This is a genomic window from Microbulbifer sp. ABF4_143 (genome assembly GCF_056160225.1).
Map to the genome: position 1 here is coordinate 1 of NZ_JBSWWT010000028.1, position 22,734 is coordinate 22,734.

18 protein-coding genes and 2 pseudogenes are annotated in these 22,734 nt (G+C 63.3%); 10 read left to right on the plus strand and 10 right to left on the minus strand.

Going from position 1 to position 22,734, the window contains the following annotated elements; translation table 11 throughout:
• Both ACXAF3_RS16760 and ACXAF3_RS16765 read right to left on the minus strand, forming a co-directional pair.
• A partial coding sequence (locus ACXAF3_RS16760; protein ID WP_475113445.1) for an IS91 family transposase occupies positions 1 to 560 on the minus strand: 560 nt, incomplete at its 3' end.
• Positions 560 to 1,488: pseudogene (locus ACXAF3_RS16765) on the minus strand (site-specific integrase). The gene ACXAF3_RS16760 and the pseudogene ACXAF3_RS16765, both read right to left, overlap by 1 nt.
• 599 nt (positions 1,489 to 2,087) lie before the next feature.
• Between ACXAF3_RS16765 and ACXAF3_RS16770 the strand changes: the two are divergent.
• From ACXAF3_RS16770 to ACXAF3_RS16790, 5 genes and pseudogenes are all read left to right on the plus strand, one after another.
• Complete coding sequence (locus ACXAF3_RS16770; protein WP_475113446.1) at positions 2,088 to 2,348, plus strand: hypothetical protein; 261 nt, start codon at positions 2,088 to 2,090, stop codon at positions 2,346 to 2,348.
• A gap of 130 nt (positions 2,349 to 2,478) precedes the next feature.
• Positions 2,479 to 2,697, plus strand: coding sequence for a hypothetical protein (locus ACXAF3_RS16775; RefSeq protein WP_475113447.1), 219 nt, complete (start codon positions 2,479 to 2,481; stop codon positions 2,695 to 2,697).
• Positions 2,697 to 3,074 (plus strand): hypothetical protein, encoded by a 378-nt coding sequence (locus ACXAF3_RS16780; RefSeq protein ID WP_475113448.1) that lies wholly within the window; start codon positions 2,697 to 2,699, stop codon positions 3,072 to 3,074. The genes ACXAF3_RS16775 and ACXAF3_RS16780 overlap by 1 nt, the downstream gene beginning before the upstream one ends.
• A gap of 196 nt (positions 3,075 to 3,270) precedes the next feature.
• A pseudogene (locus ACXAF3_RS16785) lies at positions 3,271 to 3,924 on the plus strand (transposase); the annotation flags it as partial.
• Positions 3,925 to 3,959: 35 nt separating this feature from the next.
• Complete coding sequence (locus ACXAF3_RS16790; RefSeq protein ID WP_475113449.1) at positions 3,960 to 4,565, plus strand: YdeI/OmpD-associated family protein; 606 nt, start codon at positions 3,960 to 3,962, stop codon at positions 4,563 to 4,565.
• Positions 4,566 to 4,713: 148 nt separating this feature from the next.
• Here ACXAF3_RS16790 and ACXAF3_RS16795 read toward each other — a convergent pair whose 3' ends face one another.
• The 8 genes from ACXAF3_RS16795 to gshB all read right to left on the minus strand — a co-directional run bounded on the left by ACXAF3_RS16795 (position 4,714) and on the right by gshB (position 12,177).
• The gene (locus ACXAF3_RS16795) at positions 4,714 to 5,964 is read right to left on the minus strand and encodes a heme biosynthesis HemY N-terminal domain-containing protein (protein ID WP_475113450.1); all 1,251 of its coding nucleotides are present in this window, start codon (positions 5,962 to 5,964) and stop codon (positions 4,714 to 4,716) included.
• The gene (locus ACXAF3_RS16800; protein ID WP_475113451.1) at positions 5,961 to 7,280 is read right to left on the minus strand and encodes a uroporphyrinogen-III C-methyltransferase; all 1,320 of its coding nucleotides are present in this window, start codon (positions 7,278 to 7,280) and stop codon (positions 5,961 to 5,963) included. Before ACXAF3_RS16800 ends, ACXAF3_RS16795 begins: the two co-directional genes overlap by 4 nt.
• Positions 7,281 to 7,402: 122 nt before the next feature.
• Positions 7,403 to 8,179 (minus strand): uroporphyrinogen-III synthase, encoded by a 777-nt coding sequence (locus ACXAF3_RS16805; RefSeq protein ID WP_475113452.1) that lies wholly within the window; start codon positions 8,177 to 8,179, stop codon positions 7,403 to 7,405.
• 12 nt (positions 8,180 to 8,191) lie between these two features.
• The gene (gene hemC, locus ACXAF3_RS16810) at positions 8,192 to 9,109 is read right to left on the minus strand and encodes a hydroxymethylbilane synthase (RefSeq protein WP_475113453.1); all 918 of its coding nucleotides are present in this window, start codon (positions 9,107 to 9,109) and stop codon (positions 8,192 to 8,194) included.
• A 78-nt stretch (positions 9,110 to 9,187) separates the two neighbouring features.
• Complete coding sequence (gene ruvX / locus ACXAF3_RS16815) at positions 9,188 to 9,616, minus strand: Holliday junction resolvase RuvX (RefSeq protein ID WP_475113454.1); 429 nt, start codon at positions 9,614 to 9,616, stop codon at positions 9,188 to 9,190.
• 9 nt (positions 9,617 to 9,625) lie between these two features.
• Positions 9,626 to 10,210, minus strand: a complete 585-nt coding sequence (locus ACXAF3_RS16820) for a YqgE/AlgH family protein (RefSeq protein WP_475113455.1) — start codon at positions 10,208 to 10,210, stop codon at positions 9,626 to 9,628.
• Between the two features lie 39 nt (positions 10,211 to 10,249).
• Complete coding sequence (locus ACXAF3_RS16825; RefSeq protein WP_475113456.1) at positions 10,250 to 11,158, minus strand: energy transducer TonB; 909 nt, start codon at positions 11,156 to 11,158, stop codon at positions 10,250 to 10,252.
• A 62-nt stretch (positions 11,159 to 11,220) separates the two neighbouring features.
• Positions 11,221 to 12,177, minus strand: a complete 957-nt coding sequence (gene gshB, locus ACXAF3_RS16830; RefSeq protein WP_475113457.1) for a glutathione synthase — start codon at positions 12,175 to 12,177, stop codon at positions 11,221 to 11,223.
• Positions 12,178 to 12,528: 351 nt separating this feature from the next.
• On the opposite strand from gshB, the gene pilG reads away from it, so the two are divergent.
• The 5 genes from pilG to ACXAF3_RS16855 all read left to right on the plus strand — a co-directional run bounded on the left by pilG (position 12,529) and on the right by ACXAF3_RS16855 (position 22,733).
• Positions 12,529 to 12,924 carry a twitching motility response regulator PilG gene (gene pilG / locus ACXAF3_RS16835; RefSeq protein WP_067084389.1) on the plus strand — a complete coding sequence of 132 codons (396 nt, stop codon included), beginning with the start codon at positions 12,529 to 12,531 and terminating at the stop codon, positions 12,922 to 12,924.
• A 254-nt stretch (positions 12,925 to 13,178) separates the two neighbouring features.
• The gene (pilH, locus tag ACXAF3_RS16840) at positions 13,179 to 13,541 is read left to right on the plus strand and encodes a twitching motility response regulator PilH (RefSeq protein ID WP_475113458.1); all 363 of its coding nucleotides are present in this window, start codon (positions 13,179 to 13,181) and stop codon (positions 13,539 to 13,541) included.
• A gap of 16 nt (positions 13,542 to 13,557) precedes the next feature.
• Positions 13,558 to 14,097 (plus strand): chemotaxis protein CheW, encoded by a 540-nt coding sequence (locus ACXAF3_RS16845; protein WP_475113459.1) that lies wholly within the window; start codon positions 13,558 to 13,560, stop codon positions 14,095 to 14,097.
• A 168-nt stretch (positions 14,098 to 14,265) separates the two neighbouring features.
• Entirely contained in the window at positions 14,266 to 16,410 is a 2,145-nt protein-coding gene (locus tag ACXAF3_RS16850) for a methyl-accepting chemotaxis protein (RefSeq protein WP_475113460.1), read from the plus strand.
• A gap of 146 nt (positions 16,411 to 16,556) precedes the next feature.
• Positions 16,557 to 22,733: an Hpt domain-containing protein gene (locus ACXAF3_RS16855; protein WP_475113461.1), complete on the plus strand. Its 6,177-nt coding sequence runs from the start codon at positions 16,557 to 16,559 to the stop codon at positions 22,731 to 22,733.
• Position 22,734 lies beyond the last annotated feature (1 nt).

The window sequence follows — 22,734 nt, forward strand, 5'->3', positions numbered from 1 at the left end:
AGGGCGTGGCCGCTGAACAGGTATTTGCCCTTTACCTTCCTCCACTGCCGCCTGGCCCGGTTCACCGCACCGCCGGGAATCACGATATGGCAGTGCGGGTGATAGTCCAGGTGCCGGCTGTGGGTATGGAGCACGCTGGTCATGCCGATCTCGCCGCTGAGCTGATCGTCGTTGAGCGCAAAGGTTTTCAGAGTCCCGGCAGCGGCGGCCATCAGCTGGTCATAGACGGTTTTCTGATGGCGCCAGGCCAGTGTACGCAGCTCCGCCGGCAGGGTAAAAGTCACCATAAAGTACTCCACCGGCAACAGCTTGCGGCGCTGTCTCTCCAACCACTGGCTGGCTTCATGGTTCTGGCATTGGGGGCAGCTGCGGTGCCCGCAGGAACGTGGACTCAGCAGGGAATGGGCACAACCCCCGCAGTGCCACAACACCTCGCCGGCGGCGGTAGTGCGGCAGTGCCGGATGGCGGTCATTGCCCGGCGTTGTTCAGGCAACAGGCGAGCACTGTACTTTTGCAGGAGAGCACCTTCATAGCGCTCGATCACAGAGGCGAGACGCATCACAGCCTCTCCAGATCGACACGCAGGCTGCTTACCAGCGAGTTAATGGTAGTGGCGGTATCCTGCTCAATGGACTCGGTGAGATGGACGTAGCGGGCGGTGGTCGTGGGGCTGGCGTGGCCTAGTAACTCCTGGATCTGGCGCAGGCTGAGGCCGCGTTCCAGCAGATGGGTGGCGAAGCTGTGGCGCAGGGAGTGCACCGAGGCTTTTTTTTAATCCCGCACTCACGCAATACAGCCTTCATCGCGATCTGGGCGCTTCCCCTGCCCATGGGGGTCTTGGCCAGGCGAACCTGCTCCATATCAGTCGACGGGCAGGGAAACAGCAGCCGTGGATGCCTATGGCGGCGCCACAGGGCCCGCAGTGCGTGATAGGTCAGATCTGGCAGCGGCACCCGGCGATCCTTGTGGCCCTTGCCGCGGCGGATATGCACCTGCTTGCGGCTGGCGTCGATATCCCCCACCTCCAAGGACAGCGTCTCACTCAGGCGCAATCCCATCGAATAGGTGGCCAGAATGAAGACCCGGTAGCGCAACTTGCGCGCGGCGCCGATGAGTTGCTCGACCTCCTGTGGCGTGAGAATATCGGGTAACGATTGAATCTTGGGCGCTTTGACGATATCCAGCCACTGCCAGTCCTGCTTGAGAATGTGTTTCCAGAAGAACTGCAGGCCATTGCGATCTACCTTCACAGTGCTCCAGGAGTGGGAGTCCACGAGATCGGCGAAGTACTGTTCCAGCTGATCAATGGATATCTGGTCGGGGCAGGCGTCAAAGTGTGAAGAGAGGCGCCGTACGGCGCGGGCATAGGAGTCGATGGTTCTGTTGCTTAACCCTTGCAGTTTGAGGGTGCGCAGATGGCGCTGGTAGAGGGTGCGCAGATGGCGCTGGTAGAGGGTGTCGAAACGGCGTTGCTCTTTGGGTGTCATGAAAAGCTCCTCTGAGTTGCAGCCCGGGATTGGACTGAGAAGAGCTTAGCTGTCGGAATTTTTACTCTGCCGCGAAGCGGCTTCGTTCAACAAGACGATGAACAGTTCCTCGCGGAGAGTTCATACAATACGTCCTAAACTCAGAGCGAGTTTATTTTTTTGTGCGGCGAGGACTGTTATCTCAGCGTTCAAGTTGAACTTACTCTCGATGAGGCTATGTACGTTTCCGAGCTATCGGAAAGGAAAAGTATTTCTTTTGATGAAGCTATAAATGAAATTATTCGGGATCACATGTCCGCGGATAGCAATGGGAAAAACACTTCCCTCAAGTGTCCTGACTGCGGTACGCCTTTGGCGATGAATACTACCGGAGGGCATAAAGTGGTTTCTTTGTGTCCGAATTCGGAGTGCAGTTACATACATGAAATCAGGAACTACGACAGCTAGTTACGTTAACAAGGCTAGGCAGTTCGCTCCGGGCCTTCGGCCCTCCGCAGGACGGCTTGCTTTGTTCACTTTATGCGCGGTCGCTACGCTCCCATTTTCGCGCATAAAGCGCCCAAAGCAAGCCGCCTCTGCTAGCGGCGTTAAATTTCTCCATGATCATATTTGCAGTAACAAGGAAAGGGTTTAAGGAGCTTGAACCCATCATAAAATCAGGAAATTATCCGGTATGGATCGGAGCAAGTGTGCTTTCAGAGAAGGAAATAGAGGTGCTTAGAGCTTCTAATACCTCTCTCACAAATTTCACTTATCAAATTGATCCCATGGATAATGAAGCCATAGAAGAAGCGCTCTGCACAATTGCTGAGCATCATCCAGGTGAGAGGGTTTGGTGTGAGTGCCAACCCAAAATTTAACCAGGCCAGGCTGTACGCTCCGGCGCTACGCGCCTCCGCGGGATGGCCTACGCTATGCGCTACGCGCATAAACAGCGCAGGCCGCCCCAGCTGGCAACGTTAACAGTGAACACGTAAAAAGGAGGAATGCGTGAATTTCAACATGTCAATAGAAGACAATTTCGCTTCATTCATTGATGAAGATACAGGACAGGCTGTATTTGTAGATTCATTTGATAATGAAGAGTTTGATGTCAGGATTGGAACAGTAAGTGATTCTAAGCCAGTCGGCTCAATAATCGCTCACTCAACAGAGGAGTTAAATAAAAAGCTCGCAGAGCTTTACCAGAAATTTCAAGGAGAGAAATAATGGGTATTGCACTTGATGAAATCTCAATGCTTGAAAGTATTCTTAATGAGCGATTTGCGAGTGAAAGACTGAGCTTCAAAATGTCGGTTCATTTTGTAAAAGATAGGATGAACCACCCAAGAAATATTCCCAATATTACAATAACCGAACTTCACAGTATTTTTAATCGGCTCACAACCATCTATATTGGGAAGCTCATTCGCCTGAAGAACAATGATACCTTCAATATCAGGTGTTCAAAAACCGATATCAATATTCCTTGTGCGGTTGAAGTTAAGCAGGATGCTTCAGGATTTGATCACAGGCAGATAATTGCTATTACAGTCATGAGAAAGAAAAATTTCAAGGCAAAAGATCCCGTGGAGTTCGTGGTCTGATCGGGGCCCCCTGTTAACCAGGCAATGCAGCCGACGGCCAAATTTGTGCACCTTTTGCGCGGTCGCTGCGCTCCCATTATTGCGCAAAATGCGCACAAATTGTGCCGCGGCTGATTGCGGCGTTCTGGTTGTAGAAAAACTCTGTAGAAGTAGTGTTTTTTGATAGAATTGGCGGATCATAAAAGGAATGTCCGCCATGCCCAATTTCAAGCGGTATAACTACAACCAGGACGCGATGGTTGTAATCAATTTTGAGGAGCAGCTGCAGCCTGGAACCTTCGAATTTACCCTCCACCATCTCATCGACAATCATATCGATCTATCCGCGTTCTACAATAAATACCAGAATGACGCCGGTGGCCGCTCAGCCTACGACCCGGCCATTCTCCTGAAAATTATCCTGTTTGCTTATTCCAAGGGCATAACGTCCAGCCGTGAAATCCAGTGGCAGTGTGAACACAACATCATCTTCAAGGCGCTGTCCTGTGACTCAGTGCCGCATTTCACCAGTATTGCCAGCTTCGTCAGTAGCTACCGCGATACGATAGAGGCTATCTTTGAGCAGGTGCTGATGGTCTGTGATCAGCAGGGGCTGTTAGGCAATGAGCTATTTGCCATCGATGGCTGCAAAATGTCCTCCAATGCTAGCAAGGCGCACTCGGGTACATTCAAGGAGCTGGAACAGAAGCGGAGCAAGATTCGCAAGAAGATCCGACACTGCCTGAAGGAGCACAAGAAGCTCGACGGACGCAAGCCAGCCGAACGAGAGCGCAAGCAGCGCCTGGCGCAGGCCACCGAGACACTGCAGAAACACTTCGACAAGATTGATCAGTTCCTAAAGACGGCATCCCTGTTAATGACAATCAATCAGGACAAGGAGGCCTTATGAGCCGAGCGGAAGGGGATAAGTTCAATCCGAAGGTCGACGCTTTTGTTGCAGGAGCAAAAGCGTGGCAGAAGGAGTATGAAGAGTTAAGGTCGATAGCTCTCGAGTGCCGGCTGTCTGAGGAGTTGAAATGGGGCAAGCCGTGCTACTCTCTCGATGGGAAAAACGTATTCCTTATGCACGGATTCAAAGAATACTGCGCACTGTTGTTTATGAAAGGCGCCTTGCTGAAAGACCCTGAAGGTATTCTGGTTTCACAAACGGAGAATGTTCAGTCGGCTCGCCAGATTCGTTTCACCGATGTGGAAGAGATCAGGAAGATCAGATCCATCGTGAAGGCCTACATTGACGAGGCCATCGAAGTGGAGAAGGCCGGCCTCAGTGTGGAATTCAAGAAGACCGAAGAATTCGGGGTGCCGGAAGAGTTCCAGGCTGTATTGGACGAAAACCCAGCCTTGAAAGCCGCTTTCGAGGCTTTGACTCCCGGGCGCCAGAGAGGCTATCTGCTCTACTTTTCCGGAGCCAAACAATCGAAAACGAGGCAGTCGAGAGTTGAAAAGTGTATAGACAAAATCCTCGATGGGGTCGGGTTGAACGACCGCTAATGCGGTGAGCGTCCACGTCACGCGGGCGGCTCGAAACTATCAGGCCGCTGAAAAATACTTTTTCAGCGGCCTGATAGTACTTTCCGCTCGGGTACGGCGTTATCGGTATGCACCTCTGGCCCTGGGTAGAGGAAGTGCCAACAAAGGATCAGGCGCTGGCGCCGAGCAGCGGGCGCTCCTGGCCCGGCAGGGGGACTTGCGGCAGGTCGGCGACGGCCTGCATCAGCCCCTCCTTGTAGAGCTTGGCCGCCTCTTCGGTTTCCCCCAGCGCGTGCAGCAGGCGCGCAAGCTCCGCGGAGGTGGCGGGGTCGGATCTGAGCAGCAGGCTCTTTTCGAAATACTGCCGCGCCTTGCCCCATAGCTGGTTGCGCAGGCACAGGCGGCCGAGGCAGGTGAGCAGGTCGGCGTTCTCGCCGTATTCCTTGAGCCAGCCTTCGGCGATGGTGAGCTGGGTGGCGGGGTCTGCGCCGGTCAGGCAGCCGTAGAGCCTGGCCATATCGGCGCGCCACTCGCGGTTGAGCAGCCAGCGCAGGTGCTTTTCCGCTTCTATGTCTTCGCCTATCTGGTGCAGCTGCGCGGCGTAGAGACTGCGCAGTTCGGTGTTGCGTTGCCAGCGGCCGCTGAGGCTCTGCCAGATCTCGCGCAGCTTGTCTTTGTCGCGGCGGCTGGTCGCGTCCACCAGCAGGTGCTGGTAGACCTCGAGTTCCAGCTGTTGGAGTTCCTCCTCGCGCATATTGGCGTGCTTCTCCAGCTCCGGCAGCAGTTCGCGCAGGCCGTTCCACTCGCCCAGCCGGTAGTAGGCCTGTTTCAGCAACTGCAGCAGGGCCGGGTGCTTGGGTTCCACCTGCTTGGCGCGCTCGAGGCTGGCGATGCACTGTTCGTAGTGCTTGTCCAGCAGTTGCATACGCGCCTGGCTGAGGGCGACGGCGAGGCGGGTGTCTTCGCCGCAGGCCTCGGCCTTGGCCAGCAGTTCGTTGGCCTCGTCGCGGTAGCCCAGTTCGAAGGCGCTGCGCGCGGCGGCGAGGTAGTTGATCAGCGGTGCCTCGGAGCGGGGGGCGCTCTTCAGCAGCTGGCGGCGGGCGCGGGCCCAGTTGCCCTCCATAAATTCCACCAGGCCGTTGGTCAGGCGCCGCCGCGCGACCCGCTGGCGGCCGAAGCGGATGCGGCTGACGCCGCCGCCGATACCGCGCAGCAGGCTGCGCAACAGCCACAGGGCGAAGAAGAGGGCGAGCACGCCCAGGGTCAGGGCGATGACGGCCATCCACAGGTTCAGCTCGATGCGCTTGTCGATGTCGCCGCCGATCATGATCAGCATATAGCCGGGGTAGCTGCGTATCGCCTCCACCAGAAAGGCGCCGAACAGCAGCAGCGCCAGCGCGGCAAACAGGAAACGCTTCACTGGACGTCGCCCCCCGGCGCCTCGGCGCCCTGTCTGTCGGTTTTGTGCAGCTGCTCGATATAGTTGTGCAGCGCGCTCTGGGAGGCGGCCAGGCTCGGCAGCTCGGCCTCAATGGGTTCCTGCCGCAGTTCCTCCAGCTCGCGCAGCAGCACGTCGCGCTGGTGGCTGGCGATAGCGTATTCCCGCAGCAGTTGGTGCGCGCTCTGCAGCGCGTCCTTGTACACGGTGCTGTCACCGCGCAGCAGCGCCAGCTGCGCCTGTTCAATGTTCAGGCGCAGGTTCTGGCGGAAGCGGGCCTCGCTCTGCGGCGACAGCAGTACCGGGTCTATGTCGCCGTCGCGGATGCGCACCGAGTCGCGCATAAAGCGGGTGAAGTTGTGCCAGCTGCGTTTCCAGGCCGGGGCCTCGGCGCTCTCGGCTTCGGGCTCTGCCTGTGCCGGGTCGCGGGTGGCGAGATCGAACTGCGGCTGGATGCTGACGCGGATCAGCTGCTCCTCCAGTGCGCCGAGGCGCAGGTAGAGTCCCTCGCGATCGATGTTCTGGACCAGTTTCAATGCGGCGATGTCGCGAGCCAGCTGCTGGCGCACGCCGTACAGGTCCGGCATGTCCACCTGGCGCAGTATGCCGTCGACCTCTTCCAGCAGGCCGAGGGCGGCGCGGCTGTCGCGCTCCAGCAGCAGGCGCTGGTTGGCCAGGCGCAGTAAATAGTCCGCCTCGGCCAGCTGCCAGTCATCGCGGCTGACGTTGCCCAGTTGGCCGAGTCTGCTGCCCTGGGCCGCGACGGCGCGCTGCAGGGCGGCGAGCTGCTGCTGCAATTGGGCAATGGTGCGGCCCTGGCCCTGGATCTGGTTGCGCAGCAGCTCGTTGGCCTGTTGCAGCGCGCGGGCGCTTTCCGCGGCCGCGGCATCCGGCAGGCCCGGCTGTGCGGCCGGTTGCGCCGGCTCCGGTGGGGCTATCTCCTCGACCTCCTCGACGACGGCTTGCGCAGCCGGCGCCGTCTGCGCCGCCGGCGGTCCGCTGTCGGTTGCGCGCCAGGCGGTCAGCCGCTCGAGCCTGTCCTGCAGCTGTGGCCAGTTGAACCAGGCCCAGCTGCCGAGGCCGCCGAGCACGGCGGCGAAAAGCAGCAGCCACAGCCAGCCTCTGCCGCGGCGGCCTTTATCGGCCTCTTTGCCGCCGCCCTTGACGGTGGATTTGCTCTGCGCGGCTTTGGCGAAGTTGCTCTTGGATTCCGGGGCCGCCTCGGAGCCTTCCCGGGCGCTGTCAGGAGCGCTCTGTTTGCGGCTGGGAGCGGCGCTTTTTGAGTTGTCGTCAGTCATGGTGTGGCGGCGCAGGGGTAGAAATTGTCGTCAAATTATAGCGATAGACGGCACGCTTTATACGACGCGTGACGCCCTTTTGAAATTTTTTACTCGCGCGCGGCGGGGAATGGATCGCCGCCTCAGCGGAGCGACGCCCGCAGTGCCTCGAGCATCGCGGCGTCGCCGGCGTTGCGCGCGGCCCGCGGGCGCTGAAAGCCGAGGGCGCGGGCCTGTTCGGCGACTCTGGCGCTGGGGCAGACGAGCGGCGGCTGGAACAGGGTCTCGCGCCCGCTGTCGCGGATGCAGCGGGCCAGGTTCGCGAGGGTTTCACCGCTGTGTACGCCGATTGCGTCCGGGCGCGCCGCGTAGCGCGCCAGCGCGGCGCAGGCGCCGGCGGGCAGGGTGCGGCGGTAGATCTCGCAGTAGTCGACCCGCGCACCGCGCGCGCGCAGTGTCTCGCCAATCAGTGTGCGGCCGCCACAGCCGCGGAAAATCAACACGCGCTGGCCGGCGACCCGCTGCAGTGCCGGCAGTGCCAGCAGCTCCTCGGAATCCATACTGTCGCTGCCGGCATCGGAGTCCACGCCGCGCTGCTGCAGCGCGCGCGCGGTGGCGGCACCTATGGCGTAGTAGCGCGGACCCTGGGGCAGTTGCGGCCAGTAGTCGTCGAGCCAGTCGAAGCCCAGTTGCACCGCGTTCCGGGATACGAAGATCGCGTGGTCGATCTGGTCGAAGTCGAGTATCTGGTTCTTGATCGCCTGCAGTTCCGCGCCGTCGGTGACCGGCTCTATGGCGAGCATCGGGATGCTGTCCACGGTGGCGCCGGCGGCGCGCAGGCGTTCGCACCAGCTACGGGCCTGCGCCTCGGGTCGGGTAACCAGTATGCGCTTGCCGCTCAGGTTGCCTGTGTCTTGCATGGGCGGGTGCGGTCAGATGGCGGCGAGTATCTTGTCGGCGCCGGCGGACAGCAGCTCTTCCGCCAGCGCCGTGCCCAGGGCCTCGCCGTCGGTGGCCGCACCGCGGCTCTCGGCGCGCAACAGGGTGCGGCCGTCGGGGCTGCCGACCAGGCCGCGCAGCCACAGTTCGCCGCCCTGCAGTTCGGCGTAGCAGCCGATCGGGATCTGGCAGCCGCCGTTCAGGCGCTTGACCAGCGCGCGCTCGGCGGCCAGGCGCGCGGCGGTGGCGGGGCAGTGCAGCGGTTGCAGCAGCGCTTCCAGCGCGTCGTCGCGGCGGCTCTCGATGCCCACGGCGCCCTGGCCGCCGGCGGGCAGCAGCAGTTCCGGGGGCAGGAAGGTGCGGATGCGCTGGGGCATTTCCAGGCGCAGCAGGCCGGCGGCGGCGAGTACGATGGCGTCGAATTCGCCGGCGTCCAGTTTGGCCAGGCGCGTGTTGACGTTGCCGCGCAGGAACTTCACTTCCAGGTCGGGGCGGTGCGCGAGTATCTGGCACTGGCGGCGCAGGCTGGAGGTGCCGACCACGGCACCCTGCGGGAGCTCGTCGAGGTTTGCGTAGTGATTGCTCACAAACGCGTCGCGCGGGTCCTCGCGCTCGCAGATCACCGGCAGGTGCAGGCCATCGGGGAACTCCATCGGCACATCCTTCATCGAGTGCACGGCGATATCCGCGCGCCCCTCGAGCATGGCCACTTCCAGTTCTTTGACGAAGAGCCCCTTGCCGCCGACCTTGGCCAGCGGGATGTTCAGCATCTGGTCGCCGCGGCTGGTCAGCGGCAGCAGTTCTATCTGCAATTCCGGGTGTTCCCGCTGCAGGCGGTCCCTGACGTAGTTGGCCTGCCATAGCGCCAGGGCGCTCTCGCGGGTGGCGATGCGGATGCGGGTGATGGACATACTGCTCGGTCGTTAATCGTGGTGAGTGATGGTGGCGAGAGAGCCTACCATCAACCACCGATGGCTGACCACCGGCGGCTAGCCGCGCGCGCGCAGCCAGTCTTCGAGGAAAATCCGCGCGGCGATGGAATCCACCGGATTTTCCGCGTAGCTGCCGCGGTGTCCGCGATCCCGCGCCTCCTCCTTGGCGGCGCGGGTGCTGAGGCGCTCGTCGGCGTATTCCACCGGCAGCCCGGTGCGGCCGTGCAGGCGCTGGCCGAACTTGCGCGCGCGGGCGCCGAATTCGCTCTCGCTGCCGTCCATATTCAGCGGCAGGCCGACGAGCAGCAGTTGCGGTTTCCACTCGTCGATCAGCCGTTGGACCCGCGCCCAGTCGGGCTTGCCGTCTTTAGCCGGCAGCGGCGGCAGTTCGCGCGCACTGCCGGTCAGGCTCTGGCCGAAGGCGACGCCGATGGAGCGGGTGCCGAAGTCGAAGGCGAGGGCGGTTACAGGTTTGTCTTTATCCAACGGGGCCCCCTAGGCGTGGCCCGCCTGGGAGCCAATCCCGGCCAGATCAATGCCGTGGCGCGCGGCGGCGGTGTGCCAGCGCTTGTGCCAGGGGGTGGCGAAGAGGATCTCGGGTTCCGCCGGCAGGGTCAGCCAGGCGTTTTCCACCAGCTCCTGCTCCAGCTGGCCCGGGCCCCAGCCGGCGTAGCCGAGCGCCAGCAGCACGTCGTCGGGGCCGCGCCCGGCGGCCAGGGATTCGAGGATGTCTTTGGAGGCGGTGAGGCTGATGTCCTCGTTGATCTCCACGGTGGAGTCGAACTTCATGCCGGCGCCGTGGAGTACGAAACCCTGCTCCGGCGACATCGGGCCGCCCAGCAGCACTGTTTCGTCGCCGCGCAGACTGGCGTCCTGCAGCGACAGCTGTTCGAACACCTCCTTCCACTGCACCTTGCTCGGTGTGTTGATGACGATGCCCATGGCGCCTTCGCTGGTGTGCTCCACCATAAAGGCGATGGTCTGCTTGAAGCGCGGGTCCTGCATGCCGGGCATGGCCAGCAGGAACTGGCCGCGCAGGCTGCCGTGGGTGAGGTCGCTGTCGATACTGGAGCTGTGCATAGGGTCTGTGTCTGCGAAATGCGGGCGTGAGAAAAAAGTTTAGCCGCGCTTGGGCATATCACCGGCGGCGGTGGAGAGTCCGGTCATTTCGAAACGCCAGGTGCGGATGATCTCCAGGCGGTCGGCCTCCTTGCGGATCTCCGCCGGGAAGGGGGCGAAGGGGGCGGCCAGGCGCACTATCTGCTGCGCCGCGTCGTCGAGAATCCGCTCGCCGGAGGACTCCAGGATCACCACTTCCTCCACCGCGCCGGTGGGCAGCAGCCGCACCATCATGCGCAGGCTGCCGGTAATCTGCCGCCGCAGCGCCTCTTCCGGGAAGTTGTCGTTGCCCACCGCTTCCACCTTCTGCCGCCACTCGTGCAGGTAGGCGGCGTCGGCGGAGGCCCTGGTGGCCACCGAGGTCAGGCGGCGCACCCGCGGGCGCTGGGCGATGGTCTGGCGGATCTTGTCCAGGCGCGCCTGCAGGCTGGCGATCTCCGGGTTGGTCAGCGGCAGGTCGTTGGGCGCGTCGCCGCGCTGCTCGTCCGAGGGCGTGTCTTCAGCGGGCAGCTCCGGCGCGCGCTGTGGGCTGTCGCCGATGGTGGTCACCAACTGGCGGCGCTGTTCCGCCGGCCGCGCAGCCCTCTGTTGGGGCAGCGGCTTCAGCTCGCGGATGGCGGTGTCGGCCATCTCCGCGCGGCGGTTGCTGGAAAGCTCCTTCGGCGTGTCGGCGGTGCCGCTGGCCTGCTGGTTGTGCTGGGCCAGGTAGTCGGCGTCTTCCGGCGCCGCCGCCTCCCGGTGTTGCGCCAGGGTCACCTCCAGGGTCGGAGGCGCCTGGCGGCCTTCCGGCGCGGCAAAGGCCACGCCGAAAATCACCAGCGCGTGAAAGGCGCAGGCGAGAAACAGGGCGAACACGAAGCGGTCGTGCTGGGCGGCCTGGGGTTGCGTGCCGTTGGCGGTCGAATTCATTGTTCGTTTTGGTTACTGCTTTTTATATTCCGCTCAGCCGCGCGCTGAGAGAGTTCCCTAGTTTACCCCTTTTGCGCCAGCCGGTCTGTGATGGCGCTCATCAGCAGGGCGCCGATATCGGTGCCGTAGGCGGCGTCTATCTCGCGCACACAGGTGGGGCTGGTGACGTTGATTTCGGTCAGGTAGTCGCCGATCACGTCCAGGCCGACGAACAGCAGGCCGCGCTCCTTCAATGCCGGCGCCACCTGCTCGACGATCCAGTGGTCGCGGTCGGTCAGTGGGCGGGCCTCGCCGCGGCCACCGGCGGCCAAGTTGCCGCGGGTCTCGCCGGCTTCGGGTATGCGCGCCAGGCAGTAGGGTACGGCCTCGCCGTCCACGACCAGGATGCGCTTGTCGCCGTCTTTGATCTCGGGGATATAGCGCTGGCCCATGATCTGTTTGCGGCCGCGCTCGGTGAGCATTTCCAGGATGGCGCCCAGGTTGGCGCCGTCCGCTTTGCAGTGGAATATGCCGGCGCCGCCCATGCCGTCGAGCGGTTTGAAAATCACATCTTTGTGACTTTTGTGAAAATCGCGCAATTTCTGCATGTCGCGGCTGACGATCAGCGGCGGGCAGCACTGCTGGAAGTGGGTGGCGAAGATCTTTTCGTTGCAGTCGCGCAGTGCCTGTGGCTTGTTTACCACCAGTGCGCCCTCGCGCTCGGCCGCTTCGAGTATATAGGTGGAGTAGATGTACTCGTTGTCGAAGGGCGGGTCCACCCGCATCAGGATGGTGTCGAGCTGGCCCAGCGGTATTTCCGTGGCCTCGTCGAGTTCGAACCAGTGCCCGGCATCGTCGAACACCCGCAGGGGGCGGCCGCGTCCCATGGCGCGGCCGCCGTCCAGGTAGAGGTCGCCCTGTTCAAAATAAAACAGTTCGAAACCGCTGCGCTGTGCGGCCTGTAGCAGCGCCAGGGTTGTGTCCTTTTTAAAATGGATGTTGGCGATGGGGTCCATCACCACGCCGAGGGAGTAACTCATACCGGTATCCGTGTTTGTTGAAAAATCGCGCCTGGGCAATGCGGCTGTTCAGGTCGGGTGCGCAGTGGCCCGCCGGCTGGATAAGGTAAGAGCAGGCCGCCCCCGGCGCAACTGTTTGACCTCGCGAGCGAAGCGCCGCGGCAGCAATAGGGTGGTATCGCGGTGCCGTGTGCCCGCCGCCTCTGGTAGGCTCTGGTAGATTCACTTGGGGTTCTGTGATAAAAGTTCCTCCCTATGTGCGACCTCATCCAATTGAGGCGTCCAGACCCCGCAAGCGGTTGAACAAAGGGTGCTTGTGCAGATATTGCCGGCGGCGCCCGAAAATAAGTGAACAGGGGATTCGATAACACTATGGAGCTCAACTGGGAAAGCCTGACGGTGATGGTGATCGACGACAGTAAAACGATTCGTCGCACCGCCGAGACACTGCTGCAAAAGGCAGGTTGCACGGTAGTCACTGCTACAGACGGTTTTGATGCGCTGGCAAAAATTGCCGACTCCCGCCCGGATATCATTTTTGTCGATATCATGATGCCGCGCCTGGACGGTTACCAGACTTGCGCACTGATCAAGAACAACAGTGAATTCCGCTCGACGCCGGTGGTGATGCTGTCGAGTAAGGACGGCCTCTTCGACAAGGCCAAGGGGCGTGTCGTTGGCTGTGATCAATATTTGACCAAGCCGTTCAGCAAGAGCGAGTTGCTGGGCGCAATCTCCGCGCACGCCAAGCCGCACCACGCGGCCTGAATGGGGGTGCCTGCCGGCGCTGTGACTTTGTTCGCGCGTCTGGCATAGAATGGTTTTCACTCCGCGGGCGACCCGTTCGCGGAGATCTGACACAATCATCACCGCACATGCCCTCCGGGCATTCGGTGGCAACAACAATTATTGAAGGGCGGAGCGGTGCCGGGTGGCTGCCGCTTTGTAAATTAAACGACAACAAACCCGCGCAGTGCCCCTCTACCGGCGCTGTCGCGGAAAGAATATGTCGCGGGGGACACATGGCTAGAGTATTAATCGTTGACGACTCTCCTACCGAAACTCACAAGCTGACCACTATCCTGGAGAAGAATGGCCACGCGGTGATCGCCGCTGCCAACGGCGAAAACGGTGTCGAGGTTGCGCGCGAGCAGCGCCCCGACGTCATTCTGATGGACATCGTGATGCCCGGCCTGAACGGCTTCCAGGCCACCCGTCAGCTGAGCAAGGACGGCAGCACCGCGGGAATCCCGATTATCATCGTGACCACCAAAGACCAGGACACGGACCGCGTCTGGGGTATGCGTCAGGGCGCGCGCGCCTATCTGACCAAGCCCGTGGACGAGGGCAAGCTGCTGGGTGCCATCGAGGAGGTGTTGGCCTAGCGGCCAGCTGTTGACAGTGCAGTCACAGAGCCCCTATCTCGCGCTGGTTGAAATCGCCAGGCGCGCCAAGACGCAGGCCGCCGGCCTGCCCGGCCGTCAGGAAGTCAAGCCCTACTGGACCGGTATCGGTTTTTCTCTGCTGGGCCACCGCTTCGTCGCCTCCATGGACGAGGTGGTGGAACTGCTCGAAGTTCCTCCCTACACCTTCGTGCCCGGGGTTCAGCCCTGGGTGCGCGGCGTGGCCAACGTGCGCGGCCGCCTGTTGCCGCTGTTCGATATGGCCGCCTTCTTCGGCGGGCATCTCAGAGGCCAGCGCCAGCGTCGCCGCGTACTGGTGGTCGAGCATGAGAAAATCTACGCGGGGCTGATCGTCGACGAGCTGCACGGTATGCAGCACCTGGCACTCGAGTACGCCAAGGGGGCGCCGGGGGATCTGCTTGAGCCCTTTGCGCCCATGGTGAACGGCCAGTTTGTGTTGCAACAGGAGCGCTGGCTGGTGTTCGACATGCAGGCGCTGATCAATGATTTCCAGTTTTTGGATGCCGCGGCGCACTAGCGGGTAGCTGGGCCGCGGCATTCTGATTTTCCTTGGGGAAAAATTCCGGGCAGTACGGCCGAAGTGTGAGTTTCTTCATGCGGTGCTGAGGACTGTTCCGGGCAAAGCGTTAATTAATGTGGTGATAAGAAGAATTGGCCTGAGGTTCAGGTCCGCCAGGAGTAAATTATGAAAACAGGCTCCCAGAGTTCCTTTTCCGCGCTGCGCAGTAACCCGGCGGCGTTGTTTATGGGTCTGCTGGTACTCGCCACGCTGGCGGGGCTGATTGTCAGTATCTACCTGGTGCAGACCCAGGGCGATCGAGATAAGGAGTATCTGCAGCAGGTTGCGGAACTGCGTGCACTTTCCTACCAGGTGGTGTCCCACGCCCCGGCGGCCACCGCCGGTGACGAGGAGGCGTTCGCCGAGCTGGAGAAGGTCGTCGGCCAGATGGCTTCCACCTGGGGCCAGCTGCAGCGCGCCGACGCCGGCACCCGCCGCGCGCTGGCCTCCGAGCTGTCCGCCTACGGCCAGATCTGGCAGCAGGTGCGCGAGCAGGCCGACACCATCATTGGCAACAAGGATTCGATCATCTTCCTGAACGATGTGGCCAGTACCCTGAACGACTCGCTGCCGGAACTGCAGGCGGAGCACAACAACATCGTGGAAATCCTGCTGGCCAACAACGCCCCGGCCAACCAGGTCGAGCAGGCGCAGCTGCAGGTATGGCGCGCGGAGCGTATCGGCCGGAACATCGACAAGATGCTGCAGGGCGGCGAAGACGCTGAGGCCGCGGCGGACCAGTTCAACACCGACGCCAGCCTGTTCGGTAAAGTGGTCGAGGGGATGAAGAGCGGTGACGTGGTGATGGGGATCTCCCGGGTAACCGACGAAGAGGCGCGCCAGTCCCTGGATGAGATTACCGAACTGTTCGAGTTTGTGAGCTCCTCGGTGCGCGAGATCTTCGAGGCCACCCCGGCGCTGTTCGCCACCCGTCAGGCGGCGGATGGCATCATCGCCTCCTCGCCGCAGCTGCTGGAATCCCTCAACAGCCTGAACGACCGCATTGTAAACCTGTCCGGCGAGCGCCAGCCGAACAACCAGACCATCATGATCATCACCGGCGTTTTCGTGATGCTGATCTTCGGCATGATGATCATGGCCTTCTCCGGTACCCGCCGCAGCCTGAAAGAGGAGTCCGAGACCAACGAGCGCAACCAGCAGGCGATTATGCAGCTGCTGGATGAGCTGGCCGACCTGGCAGATGGTGACCTGACCACCACCGCCACGGTGACCGAGGCTTTCACCGGCGCGATTGCGGACTCCATCAACTACACCATCGACCAGCTGCGCGTGCTGGTGTCGCGAATCAACAGTGCCGCCCAGGAAGTGTCGACCCTGTCCCAGGAAACCCAGCAGACCGCACTGCACCTGGCCGAGGCATCCGAGCACCAGGCGCAGGAAATCGCCGGCGCCTCCGCGGCGGTGAACGAGATGGCCGTGACCATCGACCAGGTATCTGCGAACGCCGCCGAGTCCGCCCAGGTGGCGGAGCGCTCGGTACAGATCGCGAGCAATGGCGCCAAGGTGGTACAGAACACCATCAAGGGCATGGATACCATCCGCGAGCAGATCCAGGACACCTCCAAGCGGATCAAGCGCCTGGGTGAATCCTCCCAGGAGATCGGCGATATCGTGAGCCTGATTAACGACATTGCCGACCAGACCAACATTCTGGCCCTTAACGCTGCCATCCAGGCGAGCATGGCCGGCGATGCGGGCCGCGGCTTTGCGGTGGTAGCGGACGAAGTTCAGCGCCTTGCGGAACGTTCCGCCGCCGCGACCAAGCAGATCGAGGGCCTGGTGAAGGCGATTCAGTCCGATACCAACGAAGCGGTTGTCTCGATGGAGCAGACCACCACCGAGGTGGTGCGCGGTGCGCGCCTGGCGCAGGACGCCGGTGTTGCGCTGGAAGAGATCGAAAGCGTATCCACCAACCTGGCCGCGTTGATTCAGAACATCTCCAACGCCGCCCGCCAGCAGGCCTCCTCCGCGGGCCACATCTCCAACACGATGAACGTGATTCAGGAGATTACCTCGCAGACCTCCGCCGGTACCCAGGCCACCGCCCAGTCGATCGGTAACCTGGCCAAGACCGCCAACGCCCTGCGCGAATCCGTCGCCGGCTTCAAACTGCCGAGCGAAGAGAGTACCGAGGAGACCTCCGATCTGTACGATGTTGAACTCCCGGAAGTGGGTGAAGAGGACTTCTCGCTGCTGGATGACGAGAGTGCCGAAACTGCCGAGGAGCGCGAAGACCGGGCCCTGGCCTGATCTGCGAACAAGGTTTACGTCCGGCCGCCCCATATTTTGGGCCGGGCGTAAAAAAGGCGCACGGAATTGCTTTCGGAGCACTGCGGGCTGCGGCTTGCACCCGGGGCATGGCGTCGGCGTACAGAATGAATTACTGAGGACTTGGCGTGAGTCACGACAATCCGAACTTCCTGGCCCTGGACTGGCTGACGGGTGAAATCAACGAGACACTGGCGCAGGCGCGCCAGCTGCTGGAGGCTTTCGCCTCTGATTCCAGTGCCGACCAGGCTCCGCTGAAAAGCTGCCTGGAGCTGATCCACCAGGTGCACGGCAGCCTGCATATGGCCGAGCTGACCGGGGCGGCCATGCTCGCCGAGGAAATGGAGCAGCTGGTACAGGCCCTGGCCGGCGGTGAAGTGGAAAACAGTGACGAGACGCGCGAGTTCCTGATGCGCGCCCTGCTCGAGCTGCCGCTGTATCTGGAAAAAGTCGCCTTCCAGCGCCGCGACAACGCGGTGCTGCTGTTGCCCCTGTTGAACGACCTGCGCGCGGTGCGTCGCGAGCGTCTGATCACCGAGGGGGCACTTTTCTCCCCGGACCTGTCCCCGCTCGAAAGCGCCGGTGGCAAGCGCCAGCCCATCGTCAATGACAATGCCAAGCTGCAGGAACTGGTGGGCAAGCTGCGCAAGATGTACCACGTCGCTGCCGCCTCCCTGATCCGCGACGTCAACAGTGGTGAGAGCCTCGCCTATCTGGTCAAGGTGACCGAGAAGATGTCGCTGCTGTACAGCGGCAGTCCGCGTCAAGCACTGTGGCAAATAATGCTCGGCCTCTTCGAGGCCATCGGCGAGCACCGCATCAGCGTGATGCCGGCGCTGCGCCAGCTGCTGCGCCGTATCGATGTGGAGTTCCGCCTGTTGCAGGGGCGCGGTGCCAAGGTGCTGGATGCGCGTCTGGACCGCGACCTGGTGCGCAACCTGCTGTTCTATATCTACTTGGCCGGCCCCAATGGCCCGCGCTGCCAAGCGCTGTACCGCGCTTACGCACTGGATAGGGCCGTGCCCGGCACGCCGCGCCCGGATACCGAGGACGCGCTGGCGATGGGCCCAGACGCGCTCGGCACTGCGGTGGCGGCACTGCGCGAAGAGCTGCAGACCGTGCGCGAGGCGCTTGAGCCCGGCATCGCCGGCGCCGAACGGCCGCCGCTGTCGGACACGGCCGCGGTGGCCAAGCGCGTGGCGGATACCCTCGGCGTGCTGGGTCTCGAAAACCAGCGCAGCCGCGCGCGGGGTATCTACGAATGCCTGCGCGACGCCTCGCGAGGAGGTGAGGGTTCTCGCGGCGAAGAAGATGTCGATGAATTGCTGATGCGCGCCGCCGGCGAGCTGGTGCAGCTCGACTCGGCCCTGGTCGCGGTGGTGGCGCGCAACAAGAATGCGGACAGCGATCAGCCCCTGATGGGCGATGCCACCGACACGGTGCTGCGCGAAGCCCGCCTCGGCCTCGAGGCGGTCAAGGAAGCGGTGGTGGAGTATATCGCCAGCCACTGGGATATCAGTTACCTGAACCGGGTGCCGGAGCGGCTGCAGGAGGTCTGCGGCGGCCTGGATATGGTCGGCTACAAGCGCGCGGGTGAAATTGTCAGCGCCTGTCGGCGCTATATCTCCGAGCAGCTGATCGATGCCGTCGAACAGCCGGAGTGGAAACTGCTCGACACCCTGGCCGATGCGATTACCAGCGTCGAGTACTACCTGGAGCGCCGCGCCGACGGTATCGAAGACGCGGACATGCTGCTGGCACTGGCGGAAGACAGTGTCGCCACCCTCGGCTTCGCTGTCACCGACGAGAGCGAGGTTTCCGCGGCCGAACCCCCTGCGGAAGCGCAAGACAGCGCGGCGGAAGAGGCCGCCGTGTTGGACGCTTTCACCCTTGAGGCGGCGGAAGATACCGCGGCGCCCGCACCCGCCGGGGAGGAGCCCGCCGTTCTCGGCGATGAGGACAGCTGGTTCACCGCCGCCGGCGAACCGCAGGCCGCGGACGAGGAGATTGCCGCGGACAGCCAGCCCGACGAAATAGACACCGCGCCCGCCCAGGCGCCGGTGACAGACGAGCCCGCGGTTGAGGAGGAGTCGGCACCGGCCGCGGATCTGGCCGAGGACGACAGCCTGATCGACGATGAGATCGTCGAGATTTTCCTCGAAGAGGCCGCGGAGGTTCTCGAGACCATCGGCCACTACTTCCCGCAGTGGGCCGCCAACTTCTCCAACCGCGACGCGCTGGTGGAATTCCGCCGCGGCTTCCACACCCTCAAGGGGTCCGGGCGCATGGTCGAGGCGCTGGAGATCGGCGAGCTGGCTTGGGCGGTGGAGAACATGCTCAACCGGGTGCTCGACGACACGGTCAAACCGAGCCGCGCCCACGTGGAGCTGGTGGAGCAGGTGCGCAACAAGCTGCCCTCGATGATCGACGGCTTCCGCCGCGGCAGTGGCGATCCGGATCCCGGGCGCACCGCGCAGCTGGAGGCCTGGGCCCAGCAGCTGTCCCGCGGCGAGGTGCCGGCGGAGTTGCAGCGGGAATCGGCCGCCGCGGCGCCGGTGACACAGCCCCCGGCGCCGAGCGACGAGCCCGAGAGCGCCGAGGACAGGGATCAGCTGTGGGAGATCTTCGCCCAGGAGGCGGAGACCCATCTGGCCGTGGTGGACGAGTTCCTCGCCGATATGCGCGCGGCGGCGCCCCTCTACGGTGTGCCGTCCGATCCGCTGCACCGGGCACTGCACACCCTGAAGGGCTCGGCGCATATGGCGGAGGTGACGGTGGTCGCGCAGCTGGTGGCGCCGCTGGAGCGCTTCGCCAAGGAGCTGCGCACCTACCAGGTGGCGATTGACGCAGATATCTTCGATCTGATCGCCGACGGCGCCGACTATGTGCGCGGCGTACTGGAGCAGATCCGCACCGGCGAGCCGCTGGTCGTCGAAAAATCGGAGCAGTTCCTCGCCCGCGTGGCCGAGCTGCAGGAGCGCGCCGTCGGCCACCTGATCCGCGAGCGCGAGGCCAACGAGCCCAAAGCGGTGGATCCGCAACTGCTCGCGGTGATTATGGCGGACGGCATGAGGGTGCTGCTGGACGCCGATCAGATGCTGAACCAGTGGCGCGCCCGCCCCGGCGACAAGTCGCTGCTGACGCCGGTCGCGGAGGAACTGGATGTGCTGCGGGAGGCGGCGAGCCGCGCGCAGCTGCCGACTCTGGCCGAACTGGCACAGCTGCTGCTGGACGTCTACCGCAAGGTCATCGACGGCCGCCTCGAGGAGGAGCCGGCGCTGTGGGCGGCCCTGGAGCAGGGCCACAACGAACTGCTGGATCTGGTTGACGCTGTCGCCGCGGCGCAGGATCTGCCGGAAGTCAGCGAAGCCGTCGGTGAGGCGCTGCGCTATCTGGCGCAGGACGACAGCGCCCCGGCCGCCGAAGACGACTACGACCTGTCCGAGCTGGGGATCGACAGCGCCGAGCTGGCCGCGAGTGAAGCCGCGCTCGAAACACCGGAGCCGACGCGGCGCGACGACACCGAGAGCGCGGATTTCGGCGAATTGAGCTTCGACGACCTGCTGAACATGGAGCAGGCGCCGGTCGCCGAGAACGCCGCAGTCGAGGCGGCCGGCGAGATCGAAGCGCCCGCGGCGGAAGAAATCGAAGCGCCTGTGGCGGAAGAAATCGAAGCGCCGGCGGCGGAAGCCACCGAAGACCTCGCGGCCGAGTGGGTCGAACAGCCGGCCGCGCCCGTTGCCGAGGCGCCGCAGGTGGCGGCCGACAGCGCCGCGCCCGCCGACGGAGAGCTGCAAAAACTGCTCGCGGAAATCGACCCGGATGTGGTCGATGTGTTTATGGAGGAGGCCGGCGACCTGGTCGACGAGCTCGAGGAGCTGATCCAGACCTGGGAGCAGGCGCCGGCGGAGCTGAGCCACGCGGAGGCGCTGAAGCGGGTGCTGCACACCTTCAAGGGCGGTGCGCGCATGGCCGGCCTGATGGGGCTCGGCGAAGTGGCACACCGTTTCGAAACGGTCATCGAGGGGATGCAGGGCAGCGCCGGGCCGTCTGCGGCCTTCTTTGCCGATGCCCACGGAATCTACGACCGCATCGCCGCCGGCGTCGAAACGGTGCGCGCCTGGATGGCGGGCGATCAACTGCAGGAATTCGCGCAGCTGCTGTCGACCCACTGGGCCGACGAGCTGCCGGCACAGGATGCGAGCCCGGCGGGTGAGGTTCCCGCGGATGCGGGGCCCGGCGATCTGCCGGCGGTGGATGTCGAGCCTGCCGGGGCGGCCGTCGCGGAGGGGAGTGCGCAGACACCGTCGGAAGGGGCGCAGCAGGCGCCGGTAGAGCCGGCTGCGCAGTTGCCCGAGGTGGCGGCACCGGCCGAGGATGCGGCGAGCAACGTGCTGCCGTTTATCCGCAAGAAAAAGGGAGTCAGCGAGCGCGAGTCCGGCGCCTCGCCGCGAAACCAGCCGCAGGAAATGGTGCGCGTCGCGGCGGAACTGCTGGAGGAACTGGTAAACCTCGCCGGAGAAACCGCGATTTCCCGCGGCCGCCTGGAAGAACAGGTAAGCGAGTTCGGCCTGGCGCTGGACGAGATGGACTCCACCCTGCAGCGCCTCAATGAACAGCTGCGCCGCCTGGATATGGAGACAGAGGCACAGATACTCTTCCGCCAGGAACAGCTGGCGGAACAGGACGGCGACTTCGACCCGCTGGAGATGGACCGCTACTCGTCCATCCAGCAGTTGTCCCGCTCCCTGCTGGAATCCACCTCGGACCTGATGGAGCTGCGCGCTACCCTCGGCAACAAGGCGCGGGATACCGAGACGCTGCTGCTGCAGCAGTCGCGGGTCAACACCGAGCTGCAGGAGGGCCTGATGCGCAGCCGCATGGTGCCCTTCTCGCGCCTGGTGCCGCGCCTGCGCCGCATCGTGCGCCAGGTGAGCGCCGAACTGGGCAAGCAGGTGGACCTGGTGTTCTCCAACGTCGAGGGGGAATTGGACAGATCCATGCTCGAACGCATGGTGGCGCCGCTGGAACATATGTTGCGCAACGCGGTGGACCACGGTATCGAGATGCCCGCCGAACGGGTCGCCGCCGGCAAGCCGGAGCGCGGGCGCATCTCCGTGGCCCTGGCGCGCGAGGGCAGCGAGGTGGTGCTCACCATCAGCGACGACGGCGCCGGTATCAACCTGATAAAAGTGCGCGAGAAGGCGGTGGAAAGCGGCCTGATGCGCCCGGACGCCGAGCTTTCCAACAACGAGATTCTGCAGTTCATCCTGCAGGCGGGTTTCAGTACCGCGGATAAGGTCACGCAGATCTCCGGCCGCGGAGTGGGCATGGACGTGGTTTCCGCGGAGATCAAACAGATCGGCGGCTCGGTACATATCAACTCGAAGGCCGGTATCGGCACCGAGTTCGTGGTGCGCCTGCCGTTCACCGTGTCTGTGAACCGCGCGCTGATGGTGAAGATCGGCGAAGACATCTTTGCGCTGCCGCTGAACACCATCGAGGGCATAGTGCGCCTGAGCCCCTTCGAGCTGGAGCACTACTACCGCTCCGAGGACGCCCGCTTCGAGTATGCCGGCGAACCCTACCAGGTGAGCTATTTCGGCACCCTGTTGCAGTCCGGCGCCCGGCCCAAGCTGAGTGTCGAGGATATGCAGCTGCCGGTGCTGCTGGTGCGCTCCGAGGGCCACGCGATGGCGCTGCAGGTGGACGCGATCATGGGCAGCCGCGAAATCGTTGTGAAGAGCCTCGGGCCGCAGTTCGCCGGCGTGCAGGGGGTTTCCGGAGCCACCGTGACCGGTGACGGCACCGTGGTGGTGATTCTCGACGCCCACGCGCTGCTGCGCCGCCAGGCCGCGCAGTTGGCGCGCCCGGAGATGCCGGCGTTGCAGGAGCGCCGGCCGGAACCGGCGCCGCAGGAGCGCCAACAGCGGGTCATGGTCGTGGACGACTCGGTGACCGTGCGCAAGGTGACCACGCGCTTCCTGGAGCGGGAGGGTTACCTGGTCACGACGGCCAAAGACGGCCAGGATGCGGTCATCCAGCTGCAGGATACGATTCCCGATGTGATCCTGCTGGATATCGAGATGCCGCGTATGGACGGCTTCGAGGTGGCGCGCCACATCCGCTCCAGCAGTCGTCTGCGGGATATTCCGATCGTGATGATCACCTCGCGCACCGGCAAGAAACACCGCGATCACGCCCTGTCCCTGGGCGTGAACCACTACCTGGGCAAGCCCTATCAGGAAGAGGTGCTGCTGGCGACCATCCGCGAATACACCGGCGACGCCGTCGTCAGTGGCTAGG